General features: G+C 62.1%; 18 protein-coding genes. 6 read left to right on the top strand and 12 right to left on the bottom strand.

All coding sequences use genetic code 11. The features are described from left to right. Positions 1-66 precede the first annotated feature (66 nt). The gene (gene asnB, locus CU669_RS11235) at positions 67-2,094 is read right to left on the bottom strand and encodes an asparagine synthase (glutamine-hydrolyzing) (RefSeq protein WP_205119432.1); all 2,028 of its coding nucleotides are present in this window, start codon (positions 2,092-2,094) and stop codon (positions 67-69) included. A 99-nt stretch (positions 2,095-2,193) separates the two neighbouring features. Between asnB (CU669_RS11235) and CU669_RS11230 the strand changes: the two genes are divergently transcribed. From CU669_RS11230 to CU669_RS11215, 4 genes are read left to right on the top strand one after another with little or no spacing between them, the layout of a single operon-like run. Further along, positions 2,194-3,186, top strand: coding sequence for a glycosyltransferase family 9 protein (locus tag CU669_RS11230; RefSeq protein WP_112144671.1), 993 nt, complete (start codon positions 2,194-2,196; stop codon positions 3,184-3,186). After that, on the top strand, positions 3,183-4,448 hold the full coding sequence (locus CU669_RS11225) for a nucleotide sugar dehydrogenase (RefSeq protein ID WP_112144669.1): 1,266 nt from the start codon (positions 3,183-3,185) through the stop codon (positions 4,446-4,448). The genes CU669_RS11230 and CU669_RS11225 overlap by 4 nt, the downstream gene beginning before the upstream one ends. An 8-nt stretch (positions 4,449-4,456) precedes the next feature. Continuing rightward, positions 4,457-6,577: a bi-domain-containing oxidoreductase gene (locus CU669_RS11220; protein WP_192884609.1), complete on the top strand. Its 2,121-nt coding sequence runs from the start codon at positions 4,457-4,459 to the stop codon at positions 6,575-6,577. Between the two features lies 1 nt (position 6,578). Next, complete coding sequence (locus tag CU669_RS11215) at positions 6,579-7,694, top strand: SGNH/GDSL hydrolase family protein (RefSeq protein WP_112144667.1); 1,116 nt, start codon at positions 6,579-6,581, stop codon at positions 7,692-7,694. Here the strand turns inward: CU669_RS11215 and CU669_RS11210 are convergent. Next, a complete protein-coding gene (locus CU669_RS11210; RefSeq protein WP_112144665.1) occupies positions 7,667-9,592 on the bottom strand; it encodes a heparinase II/III family protein in 1,926 nt (641 codons plus the stop codon). The genes CU669_RS11215 and CU669_RS11210 overlap by 28 nt on opposite strands. A gap of 78 nt (positions 9,593-9,670) precedes the next feature. On the opposite strand from CU669_RS11210, the gene CU669_RS11205 reads away from it, so the two are divergent. Beyond that, on the top strand, positions 9,671-10,510 hold the full coding sequence (locus tag CU669_RS11205; RefSeq protein WP_161539646.1) for an AAC(3) family N-acetyltransferase: 840 nt from the start codon (positions 9,671-9,673) through the stop codon (positions 10,508-10,510). After that, positions 10,507-11,730 carry a polysaccharide deacetylase family protein gene (locus CU669_RS11200; RefSeq protein ID WP_112144662.1) on the top strand — a complete coding sequence of 408 codons (1,224 nt, stop codon included), beginning with the start codon at positions 10,507-10,509 and terminating at the stop codon, positions 11,728-11,730. Before CU669_RS11205 ends, CU669_RS11200 begins: the two co-directional genes overlap by 4 nt. Here CU669_RS11200 and CU669_RS11195 read toward each other — a convergent pair. From CU669_RS11195 to CU669_RS22035, 10 genes are read right to left on the bottom strand one after another with little or no spacing between them, the layout of a single operon-like run. Beyond that, positions 11,711-12,664, bottom strand: a complete 954-nt coding sequence (locus tag CU669_RS11195) for an NAD-dependent epimerase/dehydratase family protein (protein WP_205119439.1) — start codon at positions 12,662-12,664, stop codon at positions 11,711-11,713. The genes CU669_RS11200 and CU669_RS11195 overlap by 20 nt on opposite strands. Before the next feature lie 3 nt (positions 12,665-12,667). Next, on the bottom strand, positions 12,668-13,720 hold the full coding sequence (locus CU669_RS11190; protein WP_112144660.1) for a Gfo/Idh/MocA family protein: 1,053 nt from the start codon (positions 13,718-13,720) through the stop codon (positions 12,668-12,670). Positions 13,721-13,730: 10 nt separating this feature from the next. Further along, complete coding sequence (locus CU669_RS11185) at positions 13,731-14,828, bottom strand: DegT/DnrJ/EryC1/StrS family aminotransferase (protein ID WP_112144658.1); 1,098 nt, start codon at positions 14,826-14,828, stop codon at positions 13,731-13,733. Further along, on the bottom strand, positions 14,825-16,060 hold the full coding sequence (locus CU669_RS11180) for a glycosyltransferase family 4 protein (RefSeq protein WP_112144656.1): 1,236 nt from the start codon (positions 16,058-16,060) through the stop codon (positions 14,825-14,827). Before CU669_RS11180 ends, CU669_RS11185 begins: the two co-directional genes overlap by 4 nt. Beyond that, on the bottom strand, positions 16,057-17,904 hold the full coding sequence (gene asnB, locus CU669_RS11175; protein ID WP_112144655.1) for an asparagine synthase (glutamine-hydrolyzing): 1,848 nt from the start codon (positions 17,902-17,904) through the stop codon (positions 16,057-16,059). Before asnB (CU669_RS11175) ends, CU669_RS11180 begins: the two co-directional genes overlap by 4 nt. Positions 17,905-17,909: 5 nt before the next feature. Beyond that, positions 17,910-19,088, bottom strand: a complete 1,179-nt coding sequence (locus CU669_RS11170) for a glycosyltransferase (protein WP_146747724.1) — start codon at positions 19,086-19,088, stop codon at positions 17,910-17,912. Between the two features lie 13 nt (positions 19,089-19,101). Then, entirely contained in the window at positions 19,102-20,271 is a 1,170-nt protein-coding gene (locus CU669_RS11165; RefSeq protein ID WP_112144651.1) for a glycosyltransferase, read from the bottom strand. A 1-nt stretch (position 20,272) separates the two neighbouring features. Then, complete coding sequence (gene asnB / locus CU669_RS11160) at positions 20,273-22,198, bottom strand: asparagine synthase (glutamine-hydrolyzing) (RefSeq protein WP_112144649.1); 1,926 nt, start codon at positions 22,196-22,198, stop codon at positions 20,273-20,275. 9 nt (positions 22,199-22,207) lie between these two features. Then, positions 22,208-23,320, bottom strand: a complete 1,113-nt coding sequence (locus CU669_RS11155) for a DegT/DnrJ/EryC1/StrS family aminotransferase (protein ID WP_112144647.1) — start codon at positions 23,318-23,320, stop codon at positions 22,208-22,210. A 5-nt stretch (positions 23,321-23,325) separates the two neighbouring features. Further along, positions 23,326-24,873: a Gfo/Idh/MocA family oxidoreductase gene (locus CU669_RS22035; RefSeq protein ID WP_275667814.1), complete on the bottom strand. Its 1,548-nt coding sequence runs from the start codon at positions 24,871-24,873 to the stop codon at positions 23,326-23,328. Positions 24,874-24,990: the final 117 nt, after the last annotated feature.

Below are 24,990 nucleotides of genomic sequence, written 5' to 3'. Positions count from 1 at the left end.
CTCCATACGCAAATTCATGCGCCAAATTATGCGCAGAAATTATTCCGGGTGCAATTCTTACCGAAATCAGCCGCAACAGCCGCCCAATCGCCTGCCCTTGGGGGCCTCGCCGATCCATTTGCGGTGCCACGCCACCGTATTGTAGAGCACCCAGATGGGCAGCGAGACGTCGCGGCGGCCCTGGCGGTGATCGTCGATCATGGCGGCCACCGCCTTCTTGGAAAAGCCGAAGCGGTCCAGCAGCGACGACGACAGGATCTCGCTTTCCGCCCGGCGGCCGAACTCGCCGCGCAGCCACTGGGACATGGGGGCGCCGAATCCCATCTTGGGGCGGTCGATGATGTCGTCGGGAATCAGGCCGCGCACCGCCTGCTTCAACAAGGCCTTGGCACCGCCCGCCAGTTTGTCGGCCTGGGGAATGTCGAGGACGAATTCCACCAGATCCTTGTCGAGGAACGGCACCCGCGCCTCGATGGACTGGCCCATGGTGATCTTGTCCACCCGCATCAGCAGCAGTTCCGGCAGCCGCAGCCTGAATTCCGCATGGGTCATGCGGCTAAGCTGGTCGCGGCCGGGAAAATCGCGGTCGAACGCCGCCATGAAGGAGGCGGGCACCGCCGCGCTGTCGGGCGTCAGCCATGAGTCCGGCAGCAGACCGAGATCGGCCATCTCGCCCGCCCGTCCCACCGAGCAGAAGGCCTGGGGATCGGGGATCAGCCCGCGCTTCTGCCCGTCCCACAGCGATATGGCGCCGGTCCAGAACAGCTCGCCGTCCCGATCCGCCGCCCGGCGCACGATGTCCAGCTTGGCGGCCAGATCGGGCCGCGCCCAGGCGCCCAGCGCCGCCGCTTCCGCCGCCACCGCCCGCAACGGCCCCGGCATCCATTTGCGCCACGGCCCCCAGGCGCGATGATGCAGGTCCAGCCAGGTCATCCAGCTGGGATAGCCGCAGAACAGTTCGTCGGCGCCCTCGCCCACCTGCACCACCTTGACCCCGGCCTGACGCACCACCGAGGAGACGAAATGCAGCGGAATGCAGACCCAGTCGGCGATGGGCTCGTCCTGGGTGTGGACCAGCTCCTCCAGATAGCTCTCCATATGCTCGCCGGAGATGCGGACCACGTGATGCTCGGTGCCGAAGTGGCGCGCCACCCTGTCGGCCCAATCCAGCTCGTTCAGATGCTTGTGGTCGGAAAAGCCGATGGTGAAGGTGTTGACCCGCCCCCCGGCCAGACGGCTCATCAGCCCCACCAGGGTGGAGGAATCGATGCCGCCCGACAGGAAGGCCCCCACCGGCACGTCGGCGGCGAGATGGCTGGCCACCGAGGCTTCCAGGCGCGAGCGAATGCCCTGGACGAAATAGTCCCGCCGCGCCGCCTCGGACAGGCCGCCTGGGACCGGCTCCACCAGACCCGGCACCGCTCGCCACCAACGGCGCGCCCGCATGGCACCGTTTGCGTCCACCTCCAGCACATGACCGGCGGGCAGCTTGAACACCCCGTCGAACAGGGTCAGCGGCGCCGGTGGCGTCAGGAAGGACAGGGTATGCCACAGGGCGGGGGCGCAGACATCGCGCTCCAATCCGGGATGGGCCAGCAGGCCCTTGATCTCGGAGGCAAAGGCGAGGGTTCCGTCGATGCGGCTGAAATACAGCGGCTTGACGCCGACCCGATCGCGGACGAGCAACAGTTTCGCCGCAGCCGCGTCCCACAGGGCGAAGGCGAACATGCCCGACAGGCGGGCCAGCAGCCCGTCCAGACCCCATTGCTCGTAGCCATGAACCAGAACCTCGGTATCGGAATGATCGGTGGCGAAGACATGCCCGGCCTCGGTCAGTTCCCGCCGAAGGACCAGATGGTTGTAGATCTCGCCGTTGAAGGCGACGACCACCGAGCCGTCCTCGTTGGCCATGGGCTGGCCGGCATTATCCGCCAGATCGAGAATGGACAAACGGCGATGGGCCAGCCCGACCCGGCCATCCGCCGACAGCCAAAGCCCGGCGCCGTCGGGACCGCGATGGGCCATGGCTTCGCGCATGGCGGTCAGCAAGACCCCATTCACGCCCGGCCCGATCAATCCGGCGATACCGCACACGACGCCATACCCGCTGCCAAACCTGCTCCTGTTTAGCAGGGCGGAGGGACGGCGTCATGCCCCGGTTGCGCCGGACAACCGGCTGCGGTACACCGAGCCATGCGCATCCTGTTCGTCACCGCCAGCCGCATCGGCGACGCCGTCCTGTCCACAGGACTGCTGGCCCATCTGGCCGAACACTATCCACAGGCCCGATTCACCGTGGCCTGCGGCGCACCCGCCGCCCCCCTGTTCGCCGCCGCGCCCTTCGTGGACGAGGTCATTCCCATGGTCAAGCGCAAGCGCGCCGGTCATTGGATGGATTTGTGGAAGCGCACCGTCACCCGGCCGTGGTCGCTGGTGGTGGATTTGCGCGGCTCGGCCATCGGCTGGCTGCTGCCCACGCTGCGCCGCCGGGGACTGAAGTCATCATGGGAGCCCAAGCACCGTCTGGTGCATCTGGCCTCGGCCCTGGGGCTCGACCAAGCCTTGCCCCCCAAGTTGTGGGCCACCGATGCCCAGTGCTCGGAGGCCGCCCGATTGATTCCGCCCGGCGGGCCGGTGCTGGCGATCGGCCCCACCGCCAATTGGGGCGCCAAGCAATGGCCGGCGGAAAGCTTCGCCCAGGTCATCGCCGCCCTGACCTCGGCGGACAGTATCCTGCCCCAGGCCCGCGTCGCCGTCTTCGCTTCGGCCGACGAACGCGCCAAGGCGGCCCCGGTTCTGGATTCCGTCGCGCCGGAGCGCCTCATCGATCTGGCGGGCGGCATCGACCTGCCCACCGCCTATGCCTGCCTGCGACGCTGCGCCTTCTATCTCGGCAATGATTCCGGCCTGATGCACATGGCGGCGGCGGCCGGGATTCCCACGCTCGGCCTGTTCGGGCCATCGTCGGAAGTGTTCTACGGCCCCTTCGGCCCCCACGCCGCCAGCGTGCGGGGACCGCGCTCGTTCGAGGATATCTGCCACGCCCCCGACTACGACTATCGCAGCCAGGACTGCATGATGCGCGATCTCTCGCCCCAAAGGGTGATCGAGGCGGCGCGAAGTCTGTGGACCCGGACGAAGGGCTGCGCTACACCTCGGCTGTCGACAGAACGGGTTGCGCCATGAATTCCACCAAGATCGCCGTCATCGGCCTGGGCTATGTGGGCTTACCGCTCGCCGTGGCGCTGGCACGTCACTTTCCCACCACCGGCTTTGACATTTCCAAGGACCGTATCGGCGAGTTGCACAAGGGCTTCGACCGCACCGACGAGGTGGAGCCCGCCCGGCTGCGCGCCAGCACCTTGAAGCTGACCGCCAACAGCGGCGATATCGAGGGCGCCGACGTCTATATCGTCACGGTGCCGACGCCGGTGGACGACGCCAACGAACCCGACCTGCGCCCCATGATCAGCGCCAGCGGCACCGTTGGCCGCGCCATGAAGAAGGGCGCCGTGGTGGTCTATGAGAGCACCGTCTATCCCGGTGTCACCGAGGATGTCTGCGGCCCCGAGCTGGAGCGCATTTCCGGACTGACCTGCGGCGCGGACTTCTTCCTGGGCTACAGCCCCGAGCGCATCAATCCCGGCGACCGCGAGCACACGGTGGACCGCATCACCAAGGTCATCGCCGGTCAGACCCCCGAGGTCACCGCCCTGCTGACCAAGGTCTACGGCGCCGTGACCACCGGGGGCGTGTTCGCCGCCGCCTCCATCAGGGTGGCCGAGGCCGCCAAGGTGATCGAGAATTCCCAGCGCGACATCAACATCGCCTTCATCAACGAAATCACCCAAATCTTCCAGAAGCTGGGGATTTCCATCTATGACGTGCTGGACGCCTCGGCCACCAAGTGGAACTTCCTGAAATTCATGCCCGGACTGGTGGGCGGCCACTGCATCGGCGTCGATCCGTTCTATCTGGCCCGCTGCGCCCAGAACAACGGATTGCATCCCGAGATCATCCTGGCCGGGCGCCGCATCAACGACGGCATGGGGCCTTGGATCGCCCGGCAGATTTCCGCCCAGTTGGCCCCGGAGTCCCGCATCCTGATGCTGGGCCTGACCTTCAAGGAGAACGTCCCCGACCTGCGCAACAGCAAGGTGGTCGACGTCATCCGCACATTGCGCGAGTTGGGCCACGCGGTGGAAGTTCACGATCCCTTCGCCGACCCCGCCGAGGCCACCCATGAATATGGCGAGACGCTGATGGCCTCGCTGGACGGGGCAGGCGGCTATGACTGCCTGATCGGCGCGGTGCCCCATTCGCCTTATCTGGGCTTCACCGATGAAGCCTTCTCGATGCTGGTACGGCCCGGCGGTCTGGTGGCCGATGTCAAGGGTATGTGGCGCGGCATGGATATCCCCGAGGCTGTGAGGTTGTGGCGGCTGTAGGAGGGAGCGTGAAGCAGGTTCTGATCCGATCCGGCCAAGCCGTGGTGGAAGATGTCCCAGCGCCCCTGGCCGGGCCAGGAGAAGTCTTGGTTTGCGCCGCCTATTCCTGCATCTCGGCGGGAACCGAGGGGGCGGGAGTGGCGCTGTCGGGCATGCCGCTGTATCGCCGTGCCATGAAGCAGCCCCAGCATGTGAAGCGGGTGCTGGAGATGGTGCGCGACCAGGGGCTGGCGGCCACCATCAATCGGGTCAAGGGCCAGTTGGATGCGGGCACTCCCACCGGCTATTCCGCCGCCGGGACGGTTATCGCGGTGGGCGAGCGGGTGGACGGATTCGCCGTGGGCGACCGGGTCGCCTGCGCCGGTGCGGGCATCGCCAATCATGCCGAGATCATCGCGGTGCCGGTCAATCTCGCCACCCGCATTCCCCATGGGCTTGAAAGCGACGAGGCCTGCACCGTCACCCTGGGCGCCATCGCCCTGCAAGGCATCCGCCGCGCCAATCCCACCCTGGGCGAGAGCGTGGTGGTCCTCGGCCTCGGGGTACTGGGCCTGTTGAGCGTTCAGATGCTGAAAGCCAACGGCGTCCGGGTGATCGGCATCGACCCCGACCCCAAGCGCCGCTCCATCGCCCTGGCCACCGGCGCCACCGCGGCGCTGGACCCCGTCGATGACGCCGTCGGCACCGTGGCGCGGCTGACCGATGGATTCGGCGCCGACGCCGTCATCATCTGCGCCGCCTCCAGCTCCGACGCCATCGTCGCCCAGGCAGCCCAGTGCTGCCGCCGCAAGGGCCGGGTGGTCCTGGTGGGCGATGTGGGCCTGTCGCTGGACCGCGCCGATTTCTACGCCAAGGAAGTGGACTTCCTGATCTCGTGCTCTTACGGCCCCGGACGCTACGACCCGGTCTTCGAGCGGGGCGGCGCCGATTATCCGCTGGCATATGTGCGCTGGACCGAGACCCGCAACATGGAGGCCTATCTGGCCCTGCTGGCCGAGGGATCGGTGACGCTGGCGCCCTTGTCGCCCGAAGTCTTTCCCATCGGGCAGGCGCCTGCCGCCTATGCCCGGCTGAAGGATGCCGCCGACAGGCCGCTGCTGGCGCTGCTGTCCTACCCCGAGCCCGACGGGCGCCCCAGCCGCCGCATCGCGCTTGCCGCCAAGCCGGGGCTTTCGGGGAGCATCGGAGTCGGCATCCTGGGCGCCGGTTCCTTTCTTCAGGCCGTCCATATCCCCAATATGCTGGCCATGCCCGAGCGCTTCCATCTACGCGGCGTCATGAGCCGCACCGGCGCCACCGCCAAGGCGGTCGCCACCCGCGCCGGAGCCGCCTATGCCACCAGCGAAGTGGACGAGGTACTCAACGACGACGCAATCGGGCTGGTGATGATCGGCACCCGCCACGACCTGCACGGCGACCTGACGCTGCGGGCGCTGCGGGCCGGCAAGGCGGTCCTGGTGGAAAAACCGCTTTGCCTGACCGACGCGGAGCTGGCGGCCATCGAGGATTTCTACGCCGCCCATCCCGACGGCCCCATGCTGCTGACCGGTTTCAACCGCCGCTTCTCGCCCGCCATCCGGCGCATTGCCGAACTGCTGCGCGGCCGCTCGACGCCGCTGATGGCGTCTTATCGCATGAATGCCGGCTTCCTGCCCGCCGACCACTGGACCCAGGGACCGGAAGGCGGCGGCCGTAATCTGGGCGAGGCCTGCCATGTCTACGACCTGTTCTGCGCCCTGACCGGCAGCCTGCCGGTGGACATCCAGGCCCGGTCCATGCGGGCTCCGAGCAAGCAGTGGCGGGCCGATGACAATTTCTCCGCCAGCCTCGCCTTCGCCGACGGCTCCGTCTGCACCTTGCTCTATACCGCCCTAGGGACCAAGGAACACCCCAAGGAACGATTGGAGGTCTTCGCCGACGGCATGGTTCTCGCCCTCGACGACTATCGCTCGCTGACGGTGGCGGGGCGCCGGACCAAGGGCTGGCAAGGCGGTCAGGACAAGGGCCACAAGGCGCTGATGGTGGCCCTGGGCGACGGCCTGCGCACCGGAATTTGGCCCATCGCGTTGGATCAGCAGATCGCCATAGCACGAGCCGCCCTGAGAATTCAGCGTCTGATCTCGGCCTGACATGAGAACCAAACTCATCGGGTGGGCTGTCATTCTCGCCATCGTGATGCTCGGCGTGGAGTTGGTCGCCCGACTGATCGAAGCCGGAAGGGAGCAGTTGATTGCCATTCCCGCCATCGCCAAGGCCATCAATGAAACCATGGTGCTGGACCCCTACAAGGTCGCCTCGGATCGCTATGGCGGCCATTGGGGACTAAAGCCAGGCTATACGGCTGATTCCCAAGAACTTGTTGCCGCTAAATTGGCCGTCGGCAAAGTGGAAGGCGGCATCGCGATCGCCACCGTGCCGACAGGGCGACTTGCCATCAACAGCCAAGGCTTCAAAGGGCAGGAAATTGATTTGGGGCATCGGCTTAGGCGCATTCTGTTTCTTGGAGATTCCGTTACATTCGGTCTGCCGGGAGTTGACTATGTCAGTCTCTATCAGGAAAACCTCGCCGCCCGTGGACGCTTGGTCGAGGCCATCAATGGCGGCGTCGAAGGTTACTGGCTGCGCAATCACCTGCTGGAAATCAACCGCTATATTGCGCTTAAGCCCGACATCGTTGTGATCTTTGCCGGGTGGAATGATATCTACGGCGAGTATCCTCCAGCCCTATCATCATCCTTTGCAACCATACGGCTGCTGGAACAAGTGGGCCGACTGCTTGCGAGACTCGGCAGCGACGACAAGACCCGCGCCCGAGCTCTTCTCAACAAGCGAAAACGACTTGATCCCACCGATCCGATCCTAGGCCGCCTCCAGCACGACACTCCACTTTTTCTGGAACGGACCAAACAACTGGGTGACAGCTTGTCGAAGAACGGTGCACGGGTTGTTCTCGCTACCCTGCCTGGGCTTTATATGCCCGACCAAATTCCCGATGGCGCCACACTGGCCAAGGGACATTTACCGCAATGGACCGACAATCCCCTGGCGCTGGCGATCGTCACGGACAGAGCCAACCAAAATCTCCGAGAACTGGCGGTAAGCCGAGGCTGGAAATTGCTCGATTTGGAAGCCTGGAGTCGCGAAGCCTTGGTTCCACGTGATCGCTATTTCGTTGATTCGGTACACCTGACCGCTGATGGTTACCGCCTGATGGGTCGTCACCTAGCCGACAGCCTTAGCCCATAACCGGGTGAAAACGGCAACGACAACCCCCATAGCTCAGAAAGTTCTTGCGGCGAACGAACCGTCTTCTCGCCGACTCCCGGCCAATCTTCCACAATCACCATCCCCCCCTCGATGACAACCCGTCGCTGTACCGGCCGAGTAAAGCCGTCATGACGGCCAACGAAGTCCGGTCCAAAGCGCAGCACTTTCGCTCTTGCCTTATCCTCAAGTCGGAATGGCGAGATGAATCTTGCGGGCTCGGCGGCGCCGTGGCGCGGCACGAAATGGGCGAGGGCTGAACGATAGGCGTTCCGAGCGACCAGATCCGGGGTATAGACAAAGGTTCCCGGATCACGGGCCCAGTTGATTCCGTCAATCTCGATCTCTACCGCCAACTGGTCGTTATGAGCGTGACCGCCGTTGCCGTTCTGACCAATTGGGCCACAGCGCACCGATACGAAGCTCCGTGCATTTTTCCAGATGAACAGGCCGAAATCCGGATAGGCGATGGCCTCCAATCCGTCTAAGGCAGCGGGATTGGACGGCAAGATGATCAGACGCGAGCACCCCCCAAGTTCCACCGCGCCGGTTCCTGGGTGCCGCAGCCTGGGCTGGGCTGCCTCGAACTGTCGTCCTGCTAATTGCCGGACGACATCGCTTTCCGGCGTTACGGCATCTTCCTGGCCGAACAGGCCTTCGGACAAAAAGAGCAGACTCGACATGTCCAAAGGCGATTCATGGCAACGCAGCCTGATGAACCGGCCGGAATCATTATCGCCGATCTGAACGATCTCGCCGGAAGGTTTGGTGATATCCCGGGCGAACCGAGCCACCAATGACAGTCGATCCATGACCGATTTTGACAGTCCCCCCATTAGGGCCGCAGTGTAGAGGGCCATCTCTGCCGACAGCCGATGATAGGCGGTCGATGCCTCGAAATTGCTGCCGTCGGGAAGAAACTGGCGTTGGATTTCCGCGCTCAATTCGGTTCGGCAGAAGGCCATCCAGTCAGCGGCCTCGCTACTCTCGGCCAGAAAGGCGGCACAAAAGGCCAAACCACAGATATCCGCCAGATAGTGATTGCCTCGGTGCTCCGCATTCCACTCCAGATTGGCTCGGACATGGCGCCCATGGGCCAGTGCGGCGGAGGCCAATTCCGATTCAAATGCAGCATCGAAGGTTGCACCGGCTGCGCGGAATAAATCCCAAGCCAGCAGCATATTGGCCGCCCTGATCGCCACATCCATGGCGCAAGCCCAATTAACCCCCCAGCCGGGAGGATTGCTGCCAAGAAAATCCAGCATCTGATTGCGAAATTCGCGAACCAGGGCGAAATCCCGGTTTTCCGCAAAGGCCAGTGCCATCGACGGCAGATGTTGTAGCCGCGCCAATTCCCAGGGAACCTTGACGTCCACCCCAGGATGGTGCCCATAGGCAATGCTCCCGCCCAACGTCCTGATCGACCAACGATACCCCGACTTGAAATCCACCTGCCAGTCTATGGGGCAATAAGTGGCCGCGTCGATGAGGGCCAGGATCGTCATGGCGCGGTCTCTGCCGCCTGGCCATTGCGCCTCGACCACAGCAGCACGCCAATCGTCAGGCAACCTAGCCCCAGGACCGTAGCGATGCCCGTCAAACCCCGGGTAAGTCTCGCCATGAGCCACCCGCACCGGACCGGAACCCAGCAAGTCGAAGCGATGGTTGCGCCATTGATCCATCACAATGGAACCGGCCGCCCATGAGACTGGCCGTTGCAGACGACGCCGCATGACCCCGCCCGGCGGCGGATAAGGACAACGACCACGAAGCAGGATCGAGGCCAATCGGTTCTTAAGTCGCTTGGCCGCGAAGCCGACGGCCTTGCGGGCGGCGACGTCCAACGGCATGGACAAAGCTAGGCGGATGAGATGGCGCATGCACGACAGCCTGCGTCAGCCGGGCGGCTTCGTCAACGGACCTTGCCCGAGCTGTGTCGGGAAGGCATGCTACCCTCCATGGCTGGGCGATACGGCATCGACGATTTGGCAAGGGGGTTGACGGGGCTCGGATTGAGCGTCGGCGGCCATGTGCTGATGCGCGCATCCCTAACCCGTGTTGGGGCGGTAGACGGAAATCGAGCCCAAGCGGTGATCCAGGCCACCCTCGACGTGATCGGTGAAACCGGTACTTTGGCGGCCCTGGCCTTCCGCCCCATGGTGCCTTTTCCCAGCCGCCGCCCCCCAACACCCCCCGGCCCATTTTCAAGCGGCGGCCTCGCAAACGCCCTGGCCGCTTGGCCTGGCGCAATGCTGAGCGAGCATCCCTGCTGCGCTTGGGTTGCGGTCGGTGCTGGTGCGTCGCGCATAATCGCCGGGCACGATTCGCAGGCGGCATGCTTTCACCCTGTCGCCACTCTACTGGACATGGACGGTACGTTGGTTAATCTGGGAAATGTGCTGGATAGTCCCGGCTTTTCCACCGTACATCACGTCCAACATGAACTTGGCTTGTCCTCCCGCAATCTGTTGGCAGGACATATCGGTCTCCGCACGGAAGCCGGAATCTTCATCAGCCGCGATTTTCCCGGCTGCTCCATGGGGTTCGCGAAGCTTTACGGGGCATATGTGACGGCTGGAATCCTACGAGCCGGACAAGTCGGCGATGCCTATGCCGTGGCCGCCAAGGCAAGTGACCTCGTGGCGGTGGAGCGTCCACTGATCGCGGCGGCCCCCCGCCTCCCGCTCTGCGATAATCCCAATTGCATGCATTGCAGAGGGCTGGTGACCTACAATAAGCGGGACTGGCCCGCCTTCTGGACCAAATGGGTTTGGCGACGCCTGAGGCGAGCGCTATGAACCGGCAAGACTATCTTCGCAGGGTTGTTCGCCTGTGGCTGGGACTACCCCAAGGCGCCATTACCCCGGACCTCCCAGAATCGCTCGCCAGTCTGCTGATCCGGGACGAAGAGCGCCTTAATCCCCATCGCGATGCCTGGGGATGTTGGGAATACGCCTTTTCCGACAACCATCATCGTGGCGCCCTGCTGGTGCCGGAAATCGATCAGTGGGTTCAAGCACAGCGGCGGCAAGGTTTCGGCGGCGAACCGCTTTGGCCCAACGGCCACCGCTTCACCTTGACCATCAGCCATGATGTCGATGACTTGTCTCGCCATATCACCGCCAAACAATGGGCGCGTCAGGCCGCCATCCGCATGCGCGGCGACGTGAAGTCGGTCATCGCCGCACTGCCGGTCAGTCTGTGGCAGACCCGGAGCATTCGTCCGACCCCATCTTTGGCCGATTCCCTGGAAAAGGCTTTGAGCATCGAAGCGGAATTCAAGATTTCCGCATCCTGGTTCTTCACGGTCTGGCCGATCGACCGGTCCAGCCCTTATGACTGCATTTACGCCTTGGGCGATCCGTGTCGTTTCCGCGGCCATCCCACCACCGTAGCCGCGCTCATGCGAACGGTGGCCTCCGAGGGACATGATGTCGGACTGCACGGCAGCTATGGTTCGGCCGTACATGACGGCGCGTTGGCTGCGGAAAAACATATTCTGGAAATGGCGCTGGGCAAACCCATCGTCTCGACCCGTCAACATTGGCTGCATTGGCGAGTGGACAAGACGCCGCGCCTCCAGGCCAATGCGGGACTCAAGGTGGACGGGACACTCGGGTTTAATGGCTCGGCAGGGTTTCGTGCCGGAACCTCACTGCCCTATCCCCTATGGGATGATGAGCACGGCCAGCCGCTCGACATTCTGGAAGTGCCGCTGGCGGTGATGGATGTGGGCCTGTTCCGACTGGGCGCCATGGGGCTGGATCTCGCGCTGGCGAAACGAGTGGTCGACCAGATCACGGCACGAGTGGCGACGGCGGGTGGCGCGCTATCCCTGCTGATTCATCCCAGCCACCTTGTCGATCCCAAGGTGGAAGCCTTGATGCGATGGACGATCTCACATTGCATAGAGCAGGGAGCCTGGATCGCCAATCACGCCCAAATCCGCCGCCATTGGGATGAACGGGCCGCGCGTTTGGGCGACAAGGGAGAATCATTTAGTGCCGTGCGTTCTTGATCCAGGTCAGCGCGTCGGTGAGCCCCTGAATCAACGTGATTTCAGCCGCAAAACCAAGCACGCTTTGGGAATGGGCAGGATCACCCTGGGAGTATCGAATATCACCGCAGCGCGCGGGACCGTGGGAAATGGGAACCGTTGAGCCGCTTGCTCGTAAGACAGCCTGGGCCAGCATATTGACGCTGACCCGTTCGCCTCGACACACATTGAACGGCGAGAAATAACCCGACGGCTGGCCTTCCAGAAAGGCCATAGCCTTGGCCATGCAGCGAACCACATCGCTCACATGGATAAAATCGCGAACCTGTTCGCCATCGCCGAATATCATCAAGTCCAATCCACGCAATGCCCGATCGGCGAAGATGGAAATCACCCCGCTATAGGGCGATGCAGGATCTTGGCGTGGACCAAATACATTGAAGAAGCGCAGCCCCGCAAACCGCCCTTCAAACACTCGAGCCGCAGCCCGAGCATGAAACTCGCAACCCAACTTATCGGCGCCATAAGGTGAAATCGGCAAGGCCACGCCGGCCTCTTGCAGCGGCAGCGCCTCGCTGTCGCCATAGACGGCCGCCGAGGAAGCGAACACCACCGGAACCGGCCGCGCGCCAGCCGCTGAACGAGCGGCCTCGAATAGATTGATGGCGCCCGTCTGATTGATGCTATGGGTCGCGGCCCAGGCTTCGGTGCTGCGCTGGACAGAGGACACCGCGGCAAGATGGAAACAGCCGTCCGCACCGTCCATGGCGCTCTTGACCACGGCCGCATCGCATACGTCACCGACAATCAATGTGGCGCGTTCATTGAGATTTTCGCGTCGTCCGCTAGAGAGGTCATCGAGGACGCGGACATCATGACCATCGGCGAGCAAGCGATCCACCAAATGGGATCCGATGAAACCGCACCCGCCGGTCACCAGATAGCAGCGCACCATCAATCAAACGCCTCCCAAACGACAGCTTTGGGGCCGGAATCGTAACGGAATGGTCCTGCCGGTCTCTGCAGATTCATAGATCGCGCTAATTAGTTCCAGTGATCGGCGACCTTCAAGACCATCCACCAAACCTGCACGACCTTCCTTGAGCGAGGAGATGACGCCGCGCAGATATTGTTCCAAGTTCCAGGCGGGAATCTTCGGCGTGTCTCCGAAACGATCAAACGCTCGGCTGTCTTCGGCGGTGGGCTCAACGAAGTTCCAAGTCTTCAGTTGGTTCATGAAGAAGCCGCCGATCTCGACCGCCCCCTTCTCGCCCATCAAGCTGAGCGACCCTTCCAGGTCCGTGGGTCGCGCTCCGGTCGTGGCCTCGATCACTCCCAAAGCACCCGAGGCAAAACGGAGAATGGCGACGCCGGTATCTTCTGCCTCGATATTGGCGAGACGCGTTGCCGTCATGGCCGACACACTCTCTACGTCGCCCATCAACCAGATCAACATGTCGATGTGATGCGCCGCTTGGTTGGTCAGCACACCGCCGTCCTGAGCCCACGTGCCGCGCCAGGGGCGCTGGTCGTAATAGGCCTGATGGCGTGCCCAGCGCACGCGCACGGTTCCCATCACCACTTTGCCCAATCGTCCGGCGACCATGGCATCGCGCAGCGCTACGATGGGCGGGTTATAGCGGTTCTGCTTGACGACGAAAATCTTCCCTCCGGACTGATCGCACGCCGCAATCATACGATCCGCGTCGTCAATGCGCAGGGCCATCGGTTTTTCCACCACGAAGTGGCGGCCGAATCGTGCCAAGTCAAATACCTGCGCAGCGTGATCGCCCGACGGCGTCAAAACAGTAAAGACGTCGAACGCCACCGCATCCGCCATGGCGGTGGCAGAGGTGAACCAGGGCACACCCAATGTTTCACCCATTTTGCGGGCGGCACCGGATTGGACATCGCAGACGGCGACAATGGATGCGCCGTCAATTCGGGCGATAGCCTCCACATGCTTGGCGGCAATGGAGCCGCAACCGACCAGAGCGAAACGGATGGTCATGGCATGTCCTCTAGAGCACGGCACGCAGCCGCTCGCAGACCCAAGCGATTTGTTCGGCGGTTATTTCCGGAAACATGGGCAGACTCAGCACCTCATCCTGGTAGCGGGACGCCACCGGGAAATCCTTGGGACGATGACCCAATTTCTGGTAAGCGGTCAAGTTGGGCAATGCCACCGGATAATGAACTCCCGAGGAAATTCCAGCCTCACCCAACGCGACCTGCACTCGCTCACGGTCCTTGACCCGAACCACGTAGAGGTGGTGCACATGGCGCCCTCCAGGCGGATCGCTCGGCAGTTCCAGCCCACTGCCATCCAGGCCTTGGGCATAGTCAGCCGCGGCACGACGACGACCTTGGGTCCAGGCGTCAAGATGGCCCAACTTCACTGTCAATACGGCCGCCTGTAGACCGTCGAGGCGGCTGTTGACGCCTTCGAACTGGTGATCATATTTGGACATACGGCCGTGATTCGCCCACATCCGCATCTTGGCCGCCAAGGACGGATCCGAGGTGACCATTGCCCCGGCATCGCCGTAGGCGCCCAGATTCTTTCCCGGATAGAAGCTGAAACACCCGACATCGCCGAATGTCCCCACCATGCGGCCATCCAGTTTGGCCCCATGGGCCTGGGCGCAATCCTCTACGACCTTCACCCCATGGGCACGCGCCATGTCCATTATAGTCGGCATTTCCGCCGGACGGCCGTAGAGATGAACCGGAATGATGGCCTTGACGCGTGGCGTGATGGCGTTGCGCAGTTTACTCAAATCCAGGCAATAGGTAACCGGATCGCAATCGACGAAAACCACCTTCGCCCCGGCATTGGTGATCGCCTCGGAACTGGCAATAAAAGAATTGGCGGCCGTGATCACCTCGTCGCCGGGTCCGATCCCCAACGCCCTCAGGGCGATTTCAATGGCGTCCGTACCATTGCCGCAGCCAATGCAATGACCAATACCCAGAAAAGAGGCAAAGGCGCTCTCGAATTCGGCCACCGGCGCGCCGCCGATAAAGGCCGAAGTCTCGACCACCCGAGCCATGGCAGCATCGATTTCAGACTTAATTGTTCGATATTGCAGGCCCAGATCTGCGAATGGAACTTTCATACCGACACCTTTTCCAGAACCCGCGCCACCAACACGCCCAGCTTTTCCTCTTCGCGCTCCCAGCAGACCTCTTGGGCCAGCTTACGCACACACTCGCGTGCATAGCCGGTCGCTTCCGGGTTGTCGATTAGCCATTGAACAGCCGCGGCTACGGAAGCTGGGTCGGTTGGATCAATTTTCCTTCCCACGTCACGTTCGCCCACTATCCCGACTAAATCCGGCAACGTCGGCCATAGCAGCGGCAGATGCGCCGAAATGCTCTGAAAAAAGCCGTTGGGTAGAATGTTCTCGTAATTGCCGGTTTCAGGCCAATAAAGAATGAGGGCGGCGTCGGCAGAACGAATGTAAGGAACGACCTCTTCGGGCGCTACCGCGCCAAGCGCGTGAACACGCGCTGCGACGCCAAAGCGCTGAGCAATGACCGCCGCGTCATCATGAAATCGGCCAACAAAAGCAAGGTGGACATGTGTCGGCAACCGGGACAATGCCTCGATGGCCTGCTCCACCGCCATACCGGGCTTGCGATTGCCGACACTGACCAGCAGCAAATCGTCCGGCCGAATGCCCGAAGCCTCACGTAGATTCGTGGCCGGTTGGCGTTCCAAACGGCAATCATGGCAATTGCGAAGCACATGGGGCTTGACGCCATAGGCCTGCTCGAACAGCCGGGAGACCCCGTCACCCACCATCACCACTGCGTCGGCACGCCGCGCCACCCAGCCTTCCCAGGCCGACAAGAACGGCAAGAAGGTGGAGCGCCAAAAGCGCGACAATTCGCCTTTGCGCCAAACTTCCGGATAAAAATCATGGGCGTCATAGATGATCGCGGCAGGCCTTAGAATTTGTAGCAGACGAACCATCGGAAACAGACGGTATTCATGCAGGTAATAAAGATCGCCCCGCGGAGCGCGCAGCAATCCCTGGATCGGCCGCAATACGAAATATCCAACCGCCATCGCCAACAGATGCAGACGCTCGACGACAAAGCGGGGCATCCTTCCACGCAGACGAGCCAGCGGACCACCGCCCGACTGGGTGGATGCCGCCGCCGCCGCTCGCGGCTTGGCCCCGCCGAGCGCCGTCACCGGCACCGGCAGCAGGTCCGGCCGAGAACTGGGCAAGCTCTCAAGTGCTACCGAGTCAAAACCCAGCCTTGCCAGCGAGGCCGCAATCTTGATCGAGCGGGAATCCTTTTCCAGCGGCAGGGGCAGAACGGTGACAACCGTCGTCATGCTTGAACTCCGAAAACTCGACCCCAGGCAGCGAAGCTAAGGATGCGCCACAAGGTGAAGTCAAAGGTTTTGCCGCCGCCCAGGACGTCGTTGGCGTACCGGCGCAACGGTTGGGACACGAATACACCGGGAAAACGCTGAATAGCCTCTTCCAGAAACTGATCGACCATGGCGCGGGCGGGGCCCGCCAACCAATTCTTCTCTGGCGTGGCAAAACCGATCTTGTCCTGGCGGTGGGTTATGGCTGTTGGCAATACCGGCTCCATGGCCCTTCGCAGTAGCCACTTGGTCTCGCCGCCGACAATCTTATGCTGGGCCCCCAAGCCAACCACCAATTCCACCAACCTGTAGTCCAAAAAGGGAAGCCGCGATTCCACTCCATGCGCCATGCTGTTGCGATCCTCATAGTGCAGAAGCATGGGAAGGCTGGTTTCCAGCATTTGGCTTTCGATCAGCCGTTCAAGCGTGGCGGTGGCGGGAAGCGGCACATGATGGCCACCGCAAAACTCAGCTTCAAGCCAACTTGGCCGCCCAATCCCTCGAATCCTGCGCAGGATCTGGCGCCCGCCTTCAGGCAGCAAGGCGCGAGCAAGCACCGCCGCCTGCCAATAGACCGAGGTTCCGTGACGACGACGTTGCGCGGCCAACTCTGCGACCAAGGTCGTGAGACGCCCCCGGCGCAGCAACCCGGCATGGTGCGCGGTAAAGGCCGGGTGATAGCCCGCCAATTGTTCATCGGCTCCCTGGCCGTCCAGCATAACCGGAACGCCTGTGCGCCGAGCCGCCTCGAACACCTGCCATTGAGCGAAAACACTTGTGCTGCCGAAGGGGCCGTCCTGGTGATGGACGAGGCGTTCCAGCAAGTCGGGAAGCTCTCTCCCATCGGGAAAAATCTGCACCGGACGGGAGGAAATCGCAGCATTGACCTCATCCATGAAAGGACGCTCGTCGATCCTGTTGTCGGCGTAGCAGGCGCTTACTGTAACCATGGGCCGTGACATCTGCCGCGCGGCAAGGCAGACGATGGCGCTTGAATCAAGACCGCCCGACAGACAGGCCCCCACCGGCACGTCGGACCTAAGGCGAAGCCTTACCGAATCGTCCATCAGGACACGGAACCGATCCACCGCCTCCGCCGCCGATAAGCGAAGACTGCCGGCCGACGGCATGGAATACCATCGACGCACCACTGGTTCGGGGGGGCCACAATCCAGACGGACGACGGCGCATTCACCGCCGCGCAATTGGCGCACGCCCTTAAACAGAGTCTGGGCGGAATGATCGAAGACGCCCCAAGCCAGAAAGTCGTAGGCGGCTCCGATCTCCAGTGAGGCCCGAAAGCCATTTACTGCCGCGAATTGCTTGATCTCCGAGGCGAAGGCCACACCACCACTTGGCGGCGACCAGACATACAGCGGCTTGACTCCGAAACGGTCGCGGGCCGCGAACAACCGATTATGGCCCTTGTCCCATAAAACGAAGGCGAACATGCCGTTAAACCGGTCCAGACAAGCCTCTCCCCACTCGGACCAGGCCGCCAGTAAAACTTCGGTATCAGAACGGGAACGAAAGCGATGACCTTTGGCCTCCAGCTCAACCCTTAGCTCTACATGATTGTAGATCTCGCCATTATAAACGATCACATGGCTGGAATTCGCCGAGGCCATGGGTTGGTCCCCCCCGGCACTGGAATCGATGATGGCGAGCCGCCGATGGCCCAGCGCCAGAGTGCCCGATGGGGTGACATGGGTTTCCCAACCCTCGCCGTCGGGGCCGCGATGGGCGACCGCATTGATGACTGAACGCCCGACTTCAATGGCCACCGATGCCCAGATGCCGCACATGGGCTCTAATACCCCGTCCGCAGTTGCTCGAATGCCATTACCAGCTTGACGCTTTCCCGCTCCCACGACAATTGCCGCGCTGCTTCAATAGCATTGCGCTTGCAAGCGTCGATCCGGTCGCGATCAAAGGAATTGACGGCGCGTGCGATGGCTTCCGTGGTATCGGCGGTGATCACCTCGCCCAATCCATGGAGCCGCATCAGAGCGCTCATCTCGACAGAATCGCTGACGCACAGGGCTAATCCCGCCATGGCGTATTCAAAGAATTTATTCGGCAGACAATATCGCGTCTGGTTGGAGGTGGGCGGAATTGGATGAATACCGAGATCGGACCGATTGGCAGCAGCAATCATATCCAAGGGGCTCACCGGCGGATCGAAAACGATTCGGTCCGGTGCGGCGGCCATGGCTTGGATTTTCAACCGCTCGACCACTGCGGGCTCTCCCGGCCCACGTATGCGCAAGCGGAATTCCGGCCGCCACGCCGGAACGCTTCGAATCAGTGTGTCCAGTCCGCGATCGGCTCTCAGCAAGCCTTGGTACAAGACATCGATGACCGCGCCGCAAGGGCGGAAGGGCTGGAGATTGCTCGGCACCACATTGCGGACCACGACCGGATCGACCAGCAATCCATGATCACGACGCATCAACCGAGCTATTCCATCCGCCACCGTCATCACTACCGCCGCACCATGGATGTGGCGGGCCTCCATGGCTCGGACATAAGGGGAGACGAGCAGGCGCCACAGGCGGCGATCAGCCCCCTCCTCCACGGCATATTCGTGACTGTCGTAAAGATAGGGTTTGCCGCGCTCGGCGGCGAGCCGCGACGCGATGGGCAGAGTCAGCCAATCATTGGCGACGAAGACATCGGCATCTAAGACACTGGCCGCGTCATACATGGCTCGGTGCTGCGCCTGTCCCCAATAGATGGCATCGGCCAGACCTGGAACCATCCGGCATAAGGCCATGCGACCAATTCGCCAAGCCCGCAACAGCGGCCGGAGCGCGCCTTCCGGAGCAATTGGGGCAATCTCCTTCAGAGCCCAGGAGGGCGCCATCGCCCGCCCCCCCGGCAGACCGATGGCAATAACATCGTGACCGGCGGCCATCAAAGCGTCGCCATGGCGACGCACACGTGCATCGTCTGGGATGGCAGAGAATGAGAGCAGGGCGATATTCACGTCGTCACTATAATTATTGGCGCAAGAACGGCAACCGTGCCGCAAGGGCGCGAGCCATCATAAGGATCATCACCCCCACCAGGACCGCCAGCGATGGCGAACGGCCCATTCCCCGAGGAAGGCGGCTCAAGGCCGCGTCAAGGCGATCGAGATTGGCTTCCAGGCCCCCGCCCTTGGCGATCACCTCGAGTCCAGCGGCGGCAAGACCTGTCCGCAACCGCCCATCCTCCAACAAGCGCGCCATGGCAGCGGCCAGGTCGGCGGTCTCGATGGCGATCATCAGAGCGGAGACACCATCAGCCACCCATTCGTGATAGCACTGCAAATCCGAGAGGATCACCGGCACCCCACAGGCGAGTGCTTCCAGCAGGGACTGCGGAATCCCGTCGGAAGCTGGTATCGAAACCACCATCTCAGCCAAGCTGTAGTAGTCCGCCATTTCGTCGATTTCGACCTTACCGACGAAATGCACCCGATCCGCCAGGCCGGCGCTCTCGATCCTTCGACGCAGCATCTCCCGATAGTCGGCATCGGCTTGGTATTCCGTAATCACCAGAACCGCGTCGGGACTCGCCGTCGCCATTGCCGCAAAGGCGTCCACGATCACATGGATGTTGTAGAACGGACGTAGCGCCCGAGGACTCAGCACGACACGGGCCGTCGGCGCCAGGCCCATCCGAGTCCGCAATGCCGTGGCGTCGCGCCGCCGAAACAGCGTTTCGTCCACCCCCCAGACCAGCGGCAAGATACGCTGGGGCGCCACCCCAATTCGCGTCAGATGGTTGGTCAATTCTGCCGATTTGGAGGTCACGAGATCGGCCCGTCGGAGCAAGGAGCGAGTCAGCCACCGTTCGAGAACGTTCTGCCCCATTTGCTCGTCGGCCAGAATATCGCCGCCCATGACGCTGACGACCAGGGGGGCCCTGCCGCAAGCTCCGGCCAGCCACGCACCATAGCCGGCGGCATAATGCACATGAACCGCGTCGGCCGGCTGTGTCCGCAACATGCGCCAAAGGTATCGCAGTATCTGTGGCGCCTTCGCCCTTGGGGGCGGAGTGAGCTGGTTCGCTTTCTCCCCCGGTATCTCGGTCAAAAGCCGCACCGCATGACCCCGCCGACCCATGGCTTCGACTCTGCCGATGACATGAACACTCTTACCATTGCCGACGGCCAATAGACGCATATCAACCGCCCGTCCATCGCTCGAGCCAAGCCTGAGCCATCAGCACGCCCCAGATGGCGTCGTAGGTCCGGTCGGCGCCACCGGATTGAAATGCCAGCCATTCGGCCCGCACGGCGGGAACGTCGAACAAACCGCTCGATGCCAAGCGGTGCGGCGCCAGCAATTCTTCCGCCCAAGGCCGTAACGGCCCCTTCATCCAGTGGGTCATGGGCATGTGGAATCCCATTTTCCGCCGGTCGAACAAAGCGGCAGGAACCCGCTTGTCCAGAACCAGTCGCAACGGCCATTTGGCGGCATTGCCCCGCCGCCGCATGGAGGCCGGAATCCGGCAAGCCAGCTCCACCAGACGATGATCCAACAACGGCACTCGGGCTTCCAGCCCTACCGACATGCTGGCTCGATCGACTTTGACCAAAAGGTCATCGGGCAAAACTGTCATGGTGTCCGCATATTGCATGCGGTCCAGGGCATCTGGAACGATAGCGGGGTTCAACTGCGGCCACGTTTGTGGATGGTTTTGTGAGAACGGGTAGCTTACCGGTGGCTTCGCCCAGACGAACTGGCTACTGCCGTAGAACGGATCAATCACCGGCAGACGCAGCAAATGACGGATCACCGGAAGACTTTGGCGGGCGTCGGCCAGCAAACCCAGCCGTCGCAATGGTCCCGTCACGATGTTCAAGGGAAGAAGACCGAGCAAGGCAGCAAGCCCCCCCTGCACTGGCAGCGCCTTGACGCGGTTCCATTGGGCGGACCGCTCCCAATATCGGTCGTAGCCACCAAACAACTCGTCACCGCCATCGCCCGACAGCACCACCGCCACCTCTCGCCGCGCCATCTCTGACACCAGCAGGGTCGGAACTTGGGAGCCGTCGGCAAATGGCTCATCATAGATCTCGGCCAAACGGGGGATAACCCGTAGCGCATCGGACGCATTCACCCGCAGTTGATGATGAACCGTTCCAAGGTGATGGGCGACCGCCGCGGCATGGTCGCTTTCATCGAAATCAGGATCATCATAGCCGATCGAGAAGGTGTGCGGTCGGTCGGCGCCGAATTCCGCCATCAATGCGACAATGGTGGAGGAGTCGATTCCGCCCGATAGAAGGGCTCCCATTGGCACATCTGAAATCAGATGGCCTCGCATGATGTCACTCAGGGCTGCCTCCATGGCCTCCGCCACGACCCTGTCATCTTCCGGCAGGGAATTCAGGCGTCCGTCCATGGCCGAGTCGGCAAGACTCCAATAGGTCTCGAGCAACGGCTCGTCACCTAAGCGCCATGTCAGCATCGTGCCGGGAGCAAGCTTACTGACGCCGCGATAGATGGACAGGGGAGCCGGAATGTAAAGCCGGGCAAACAGCGCGGCAAAGGCGTCTCGATCAATCTCGGCCGACCAATTCGGGCACGCCCGTAGCGCTTTCAGTTCGGAGCCGAAGATCAGTCGTCCCGATTCCTGCTGCCAGTAAAGCGGCTTGATACCCATGCGGTCGCGGGCAAGGACCAAAACCCGCTCCCGCTGATCCCACAGGGCAAAGGCGAACATGCCGGCCAGCCTGGACAGCGCCTTTCGCGGCCCCCACTGGCAACAAGCCTCCAGCAAGATCTCGGTATCGGAATAAGTCCGGAATACCACCCCAAGGGAGATCAATTCCCGCCGTAGTTCCTGCGCGTTGTAGATTTCACCATTATAAGCGATGACGAAGCGGCGATCGGCCGATTCCATTGGCTGGGCAGCTGCGGGGGAAAGATCAACAACCGCCAATCGCCGATGGGCCAAGGCGACCCCAGCTGGCCCGTCGATCCAACATCCTTGGCCGTCGGGCCCTCTATGGGCCAGCGCGGCCGCCATTGCTTCCGCGGAAGCGGTCAATTGTTGGGGAGCGTCGGCCAGTCTTTTGTCGATGACACCGGCGATCCCGCACATGAGTTCGCCTTATGCCTGAAAAAAATCGGTGACGGCCCCCGCCACTTCGGCCAATTGCTGTGAGGTCATTTCCGGGTATATGGGCAGCGCCAAGGTCTGGCCCGCTGCGGCTTCGGCGTGAGGCATGCTGCCTGGGCGATAGCCGAGATCGGCGAAACAGGGCTGGAGATGCAGCGGTCCCGGATAATACACCTCGCATCCGATCCCCAGACTGCGGAGATGCTCCATCAGGGCATCGCGCCGACCGGTGCGAATGACGTACTGATTGAAAATATGGCGCCGCTGACGGATGGCAGGCACGGTCAGATGATCTGGGCAGAGGTGGGCGAAGGCTTGGTCATAGAACTTGGCATTGCGCTGCCGCGCTTCGGTCCAGCCATCCAGACGGACCAATTTGACCCGCAGAACGGCGGCTTGCAGGGCGTCGAGCCGGAAATTGCCGCCGATCACCGCGTGATGATATTTCGGCTTCGAACCATGCACCCGAAGCACCCGCAGACGGTCGGCGAGGGCCTCGTCATCGGTGACCACCATACCGCCATCGCCGAAGCATCCCAGATTCTTCGATGGGAAAAATGAAAAGCAAGCCATCAACCCCAGTGCCCCCGCTCGACGGCCGCCGGTGTCCTCCGACCCGATGGCCTGGGCTGCATCCTCGATGACCGGCAGACCGTGACGCAAAGCGATAGCCGAAATAGCCTCCATATCGGCGCATTGCCCAAATAAATGCACCGGCAGGATCGCCTTGGTCGCGGGCGTGATCGCCGCCTCGATCGCCGCCGGATCAATATTGTAGGTAATTGGCTCGATATCGACAAAGACCGGCCGGGCTCCCAGACGGACGATGGCCCCGGCAGTCGCGAAAAATGAGTAGGGCGTGGTGACCACCTCGTCGCCAGGACCAATACCCAACGCCATGAGACCCGCCAATAGGGCATCGGTCCCACTCGAAACGCCGATGCCGTAACGAACACCGCAATAGGCGGCGACCTCCCGCTCCAGCCCTTCGACTTCAGGCCCCATGATGAAATGCTGACTGGCCAAGACGCGGTCCATGGCCAAACGGACCTCTGCCTCTATGCCTACAAACTGGGCTTTCAGGTCCAACAGCGGAACGGCCATTCCCCTTATGCCTCCTTGGCACTTGTTCGAACGAGAACACCATCGCGGCGGGCATAACCATCGCCGCACGCCGAACAGACGGCATCGGCCCAATCGCCGTCCGGAAGCCGAACGCCACAGGCGCAGACATGTCCGATGACCCGAGCCGGATTTCCGGCCACGACGGCATGATCGGGCACGTCGTGGGTCACCACCGCCCCAGCCCCGACGAAGGCATAGCGCCCGATCTCATGACCGCAGACGACGGTCGCATTGGCGCCGATGGTTGCGCCACGCTTCACCAAGGTCGGACGATATTCCGACTTGCGTTCAATCTCGGCCCTGGGATTGTGGACGTTGGTAAAAACCATGGAAGGGCCGCAAAAAACCCCATCTTCAAGCGTCACGCCAGGATAGACGCTGACATTGTTCTGAATCTTGCAACGATTTCCGATGCGAACATCGGGACCGATGACCACGTTCTGACCGATATTGCAGTTTTGGCCGATGACCGAATTCTTCAGCACATGACTGAAATGCCAAATGCGCGTCCCTTCGCCGATCTCGGCCGGCGCGTCGATCTCCGCCGTCTCGTGAGCAAAATAAGGCGTGGCGGCCATGACCACCGGCCGACGGGTTTCCATGGCCCGCTGCGCTGCATCGAGAACGCGCAATACGGCCAATCCCTCCGCTCCATCGGTGAGTGCAACCCCACCAGCGGATATTGTATCAAGAAAATGCTGACACTCAAGGGCTAGTGGTTCAGCGGCATCGACCGGAATCGCCCTGACATCACCCTTTTTAGGGTAGGGAATGCCGTCTTTCAGAGTTACGCGATGGGGATAAATCTTGAGTTTTTGCTCCCAATCCTGCTGATCGTCGAAGACTAGCATTCCGGCGTCGCCGATCACCACCAGACGCTGTTCCTTGAACGGGTGAAGCCAAGACACATGGATATGGGCTGCTGGACCGCTTGAGAACGTCAGGTGGGTGGTGGTGACGTCGGCCAGGTTGCGATGAAAATGATTGTGGCCGATGGCTGTCACTGTCTCGACCTGATCACCCAATAGCGCTAGAATCATGGAAATATCGTGGGGCGCAAAGCTCCACAGGATATTTTCTTCGGTTCGGATCCGACCGAAATTAAGGCGGTTGGAATAGACATATTGCAGCCGCCCGATGGTTCCGTTCCGGCAAAGAGCAAGCAATTTTTGAAAAGCCGGGTGATATTGGAGCAGATGCCCCACCATAAGGACTCTGCCCAATTCGGCCGCCAATCGGCACAGATCCTCGGCCTGCGGCACGTTCAGCGCTAGTGGCTTCTCTACGAAGACGTGCTTTCCCGCTCTCAGACTCCTGTCCGCCAAAGCAGCATGCCGTTCTGCCGGCGCCGCCACGACGATACCGTCGATGGAGGCATCTGCCAGGATGTCTTCCAAGGTGACGGCCGGAACGTGGAACTGGGCGGATATCGCCCCAGCCACGATGGCATCTGGATCATGAACCGCAGCCAGTGCACCCAACTGGCTATAGTTGCGCACTAAATTTTGCCCCCAATTCCCGCAGCCAAGCACGGCGATGCGAGTGAGGCGGGGCGGTTCTGAATTCACGTCATAAGCCCCCGGCCAATGTTCCCGACAGATTGGTTTGGACGCTATTTCCAAACCCAATAAAAATCAATCATCTCACAC

Source organism: Paramagnetospirillum kuznetsovii, from assembly GCF_003284725.1.
In the GTDB taxonomy this organism is placed as follows: Bacteria; Pseudomonadota; Alphaproteobacteria; order Rhodospirillales; family Magnetospirillaceae; genus Phaeospirillum; species Phaeospirillum kuznetsovii.
This window is presented reverse-complemented; position numbering and strand designations above follow the sequence as displayed.

Bases quoted from the DNA above. Each gene is read 5' to 3' on its own strand.
- asnB (WP_112144655.1), bottom strand. From the start codon at position 17,904: ATGTGCGGCATCTGGGCATCGGTGGCCATTGAAGTCGGGCGTTCAGTC.
- CU669_RS11190 (WP_112144660.1), bottom strand. From the start codon at position 13,720: ATGACCATCCGTTTCGCTCTGGTCGGTTGCGGCTCCATTGCCGCCAAG.
- CU669_RS11215 (WP_112144667.1), top strand. From the start codon at position 6,579: ATGAGAACCAAACTCATCGGGTGGGCTGTCATTCTCGCCATCGTGATG.
- CU669_RS11165 (WP_112144651.1), bottom strand. From the start codon at position 20,271: ATGCGTCTATTGGCCGTCGGCAATGGTAAGAGTGTTCATGTCATCGGC.
- CU669_RS11155 (WP_112144647.1), bottom strand. From the start codon at position 23,320: ATGGCCGTTCCGCTGTTGGACCTGAAAGCCCAGTTTGTAGGCATAGAG.
- CU669_RS11230 (WP_112144671.1), top strand. From the start codon at position 2,194: ATGCGCATCCTGTTCGTCACCGCCAGCCGCATCGGCGACGCCGTCCTG.
- CU669_RS11185 (WP_112144658.1), bottom strand. From the start codon at position 14,828: ATGAAAGTTCCATTCGCAGATCTGGGCCTGCAATATCGAACAATTAAG.
- CU669_RS11195 (WP_205119439.1), bottom strand. From the start codon at position 12,664: ATGGTGCGCTGCTATCTGGTGACCGGCGGGTGCGGTTTCATCGGATCC.
- CU669_RS11180 (WP_112144656.1), bottom strand. From the start codon at position 16,060: ATGACGACGGTTGTCACCGTTCTGCCCCTGCCGCTGGAAAAGGATTCC.
- asnB (WP_112144649.1), bottom strand. From the start codon at position 22,198: ATGTGCGGGATCGCCGGTGTCATCGACAAAAGACTGGCCGACGCTCCC.
- CU669_RS11225 (WP_112144669.1), top strand. From the start codon at position 3,183: ATGAATTCCACCAAGATCGCCGTCATCGGCCTGGGCTATGTGGGCTTA.
- CU669_RS11200 (WP_112144662.1), top strand. From the start codon at position 10,507: ATGAACCGGCAAGACTATCTTCGCAGGGTTGTTCGCCTGTGGCTGGGA.
- CU669_RS11210 (WP_112144665.1), bottom strand. From the start codon at position 9,592: ATGCGCCATCTCATCCGCCTAGCTTTGTCCATGCCGTTGGACGTCGCC.
- CU669_RS11205 (WP_161539646.1), top strand. From the start codon at position 9,671: ATGGCTGGGCGATACGGCATCGACGATTTGGCAAGGGGGTTGACGGGG.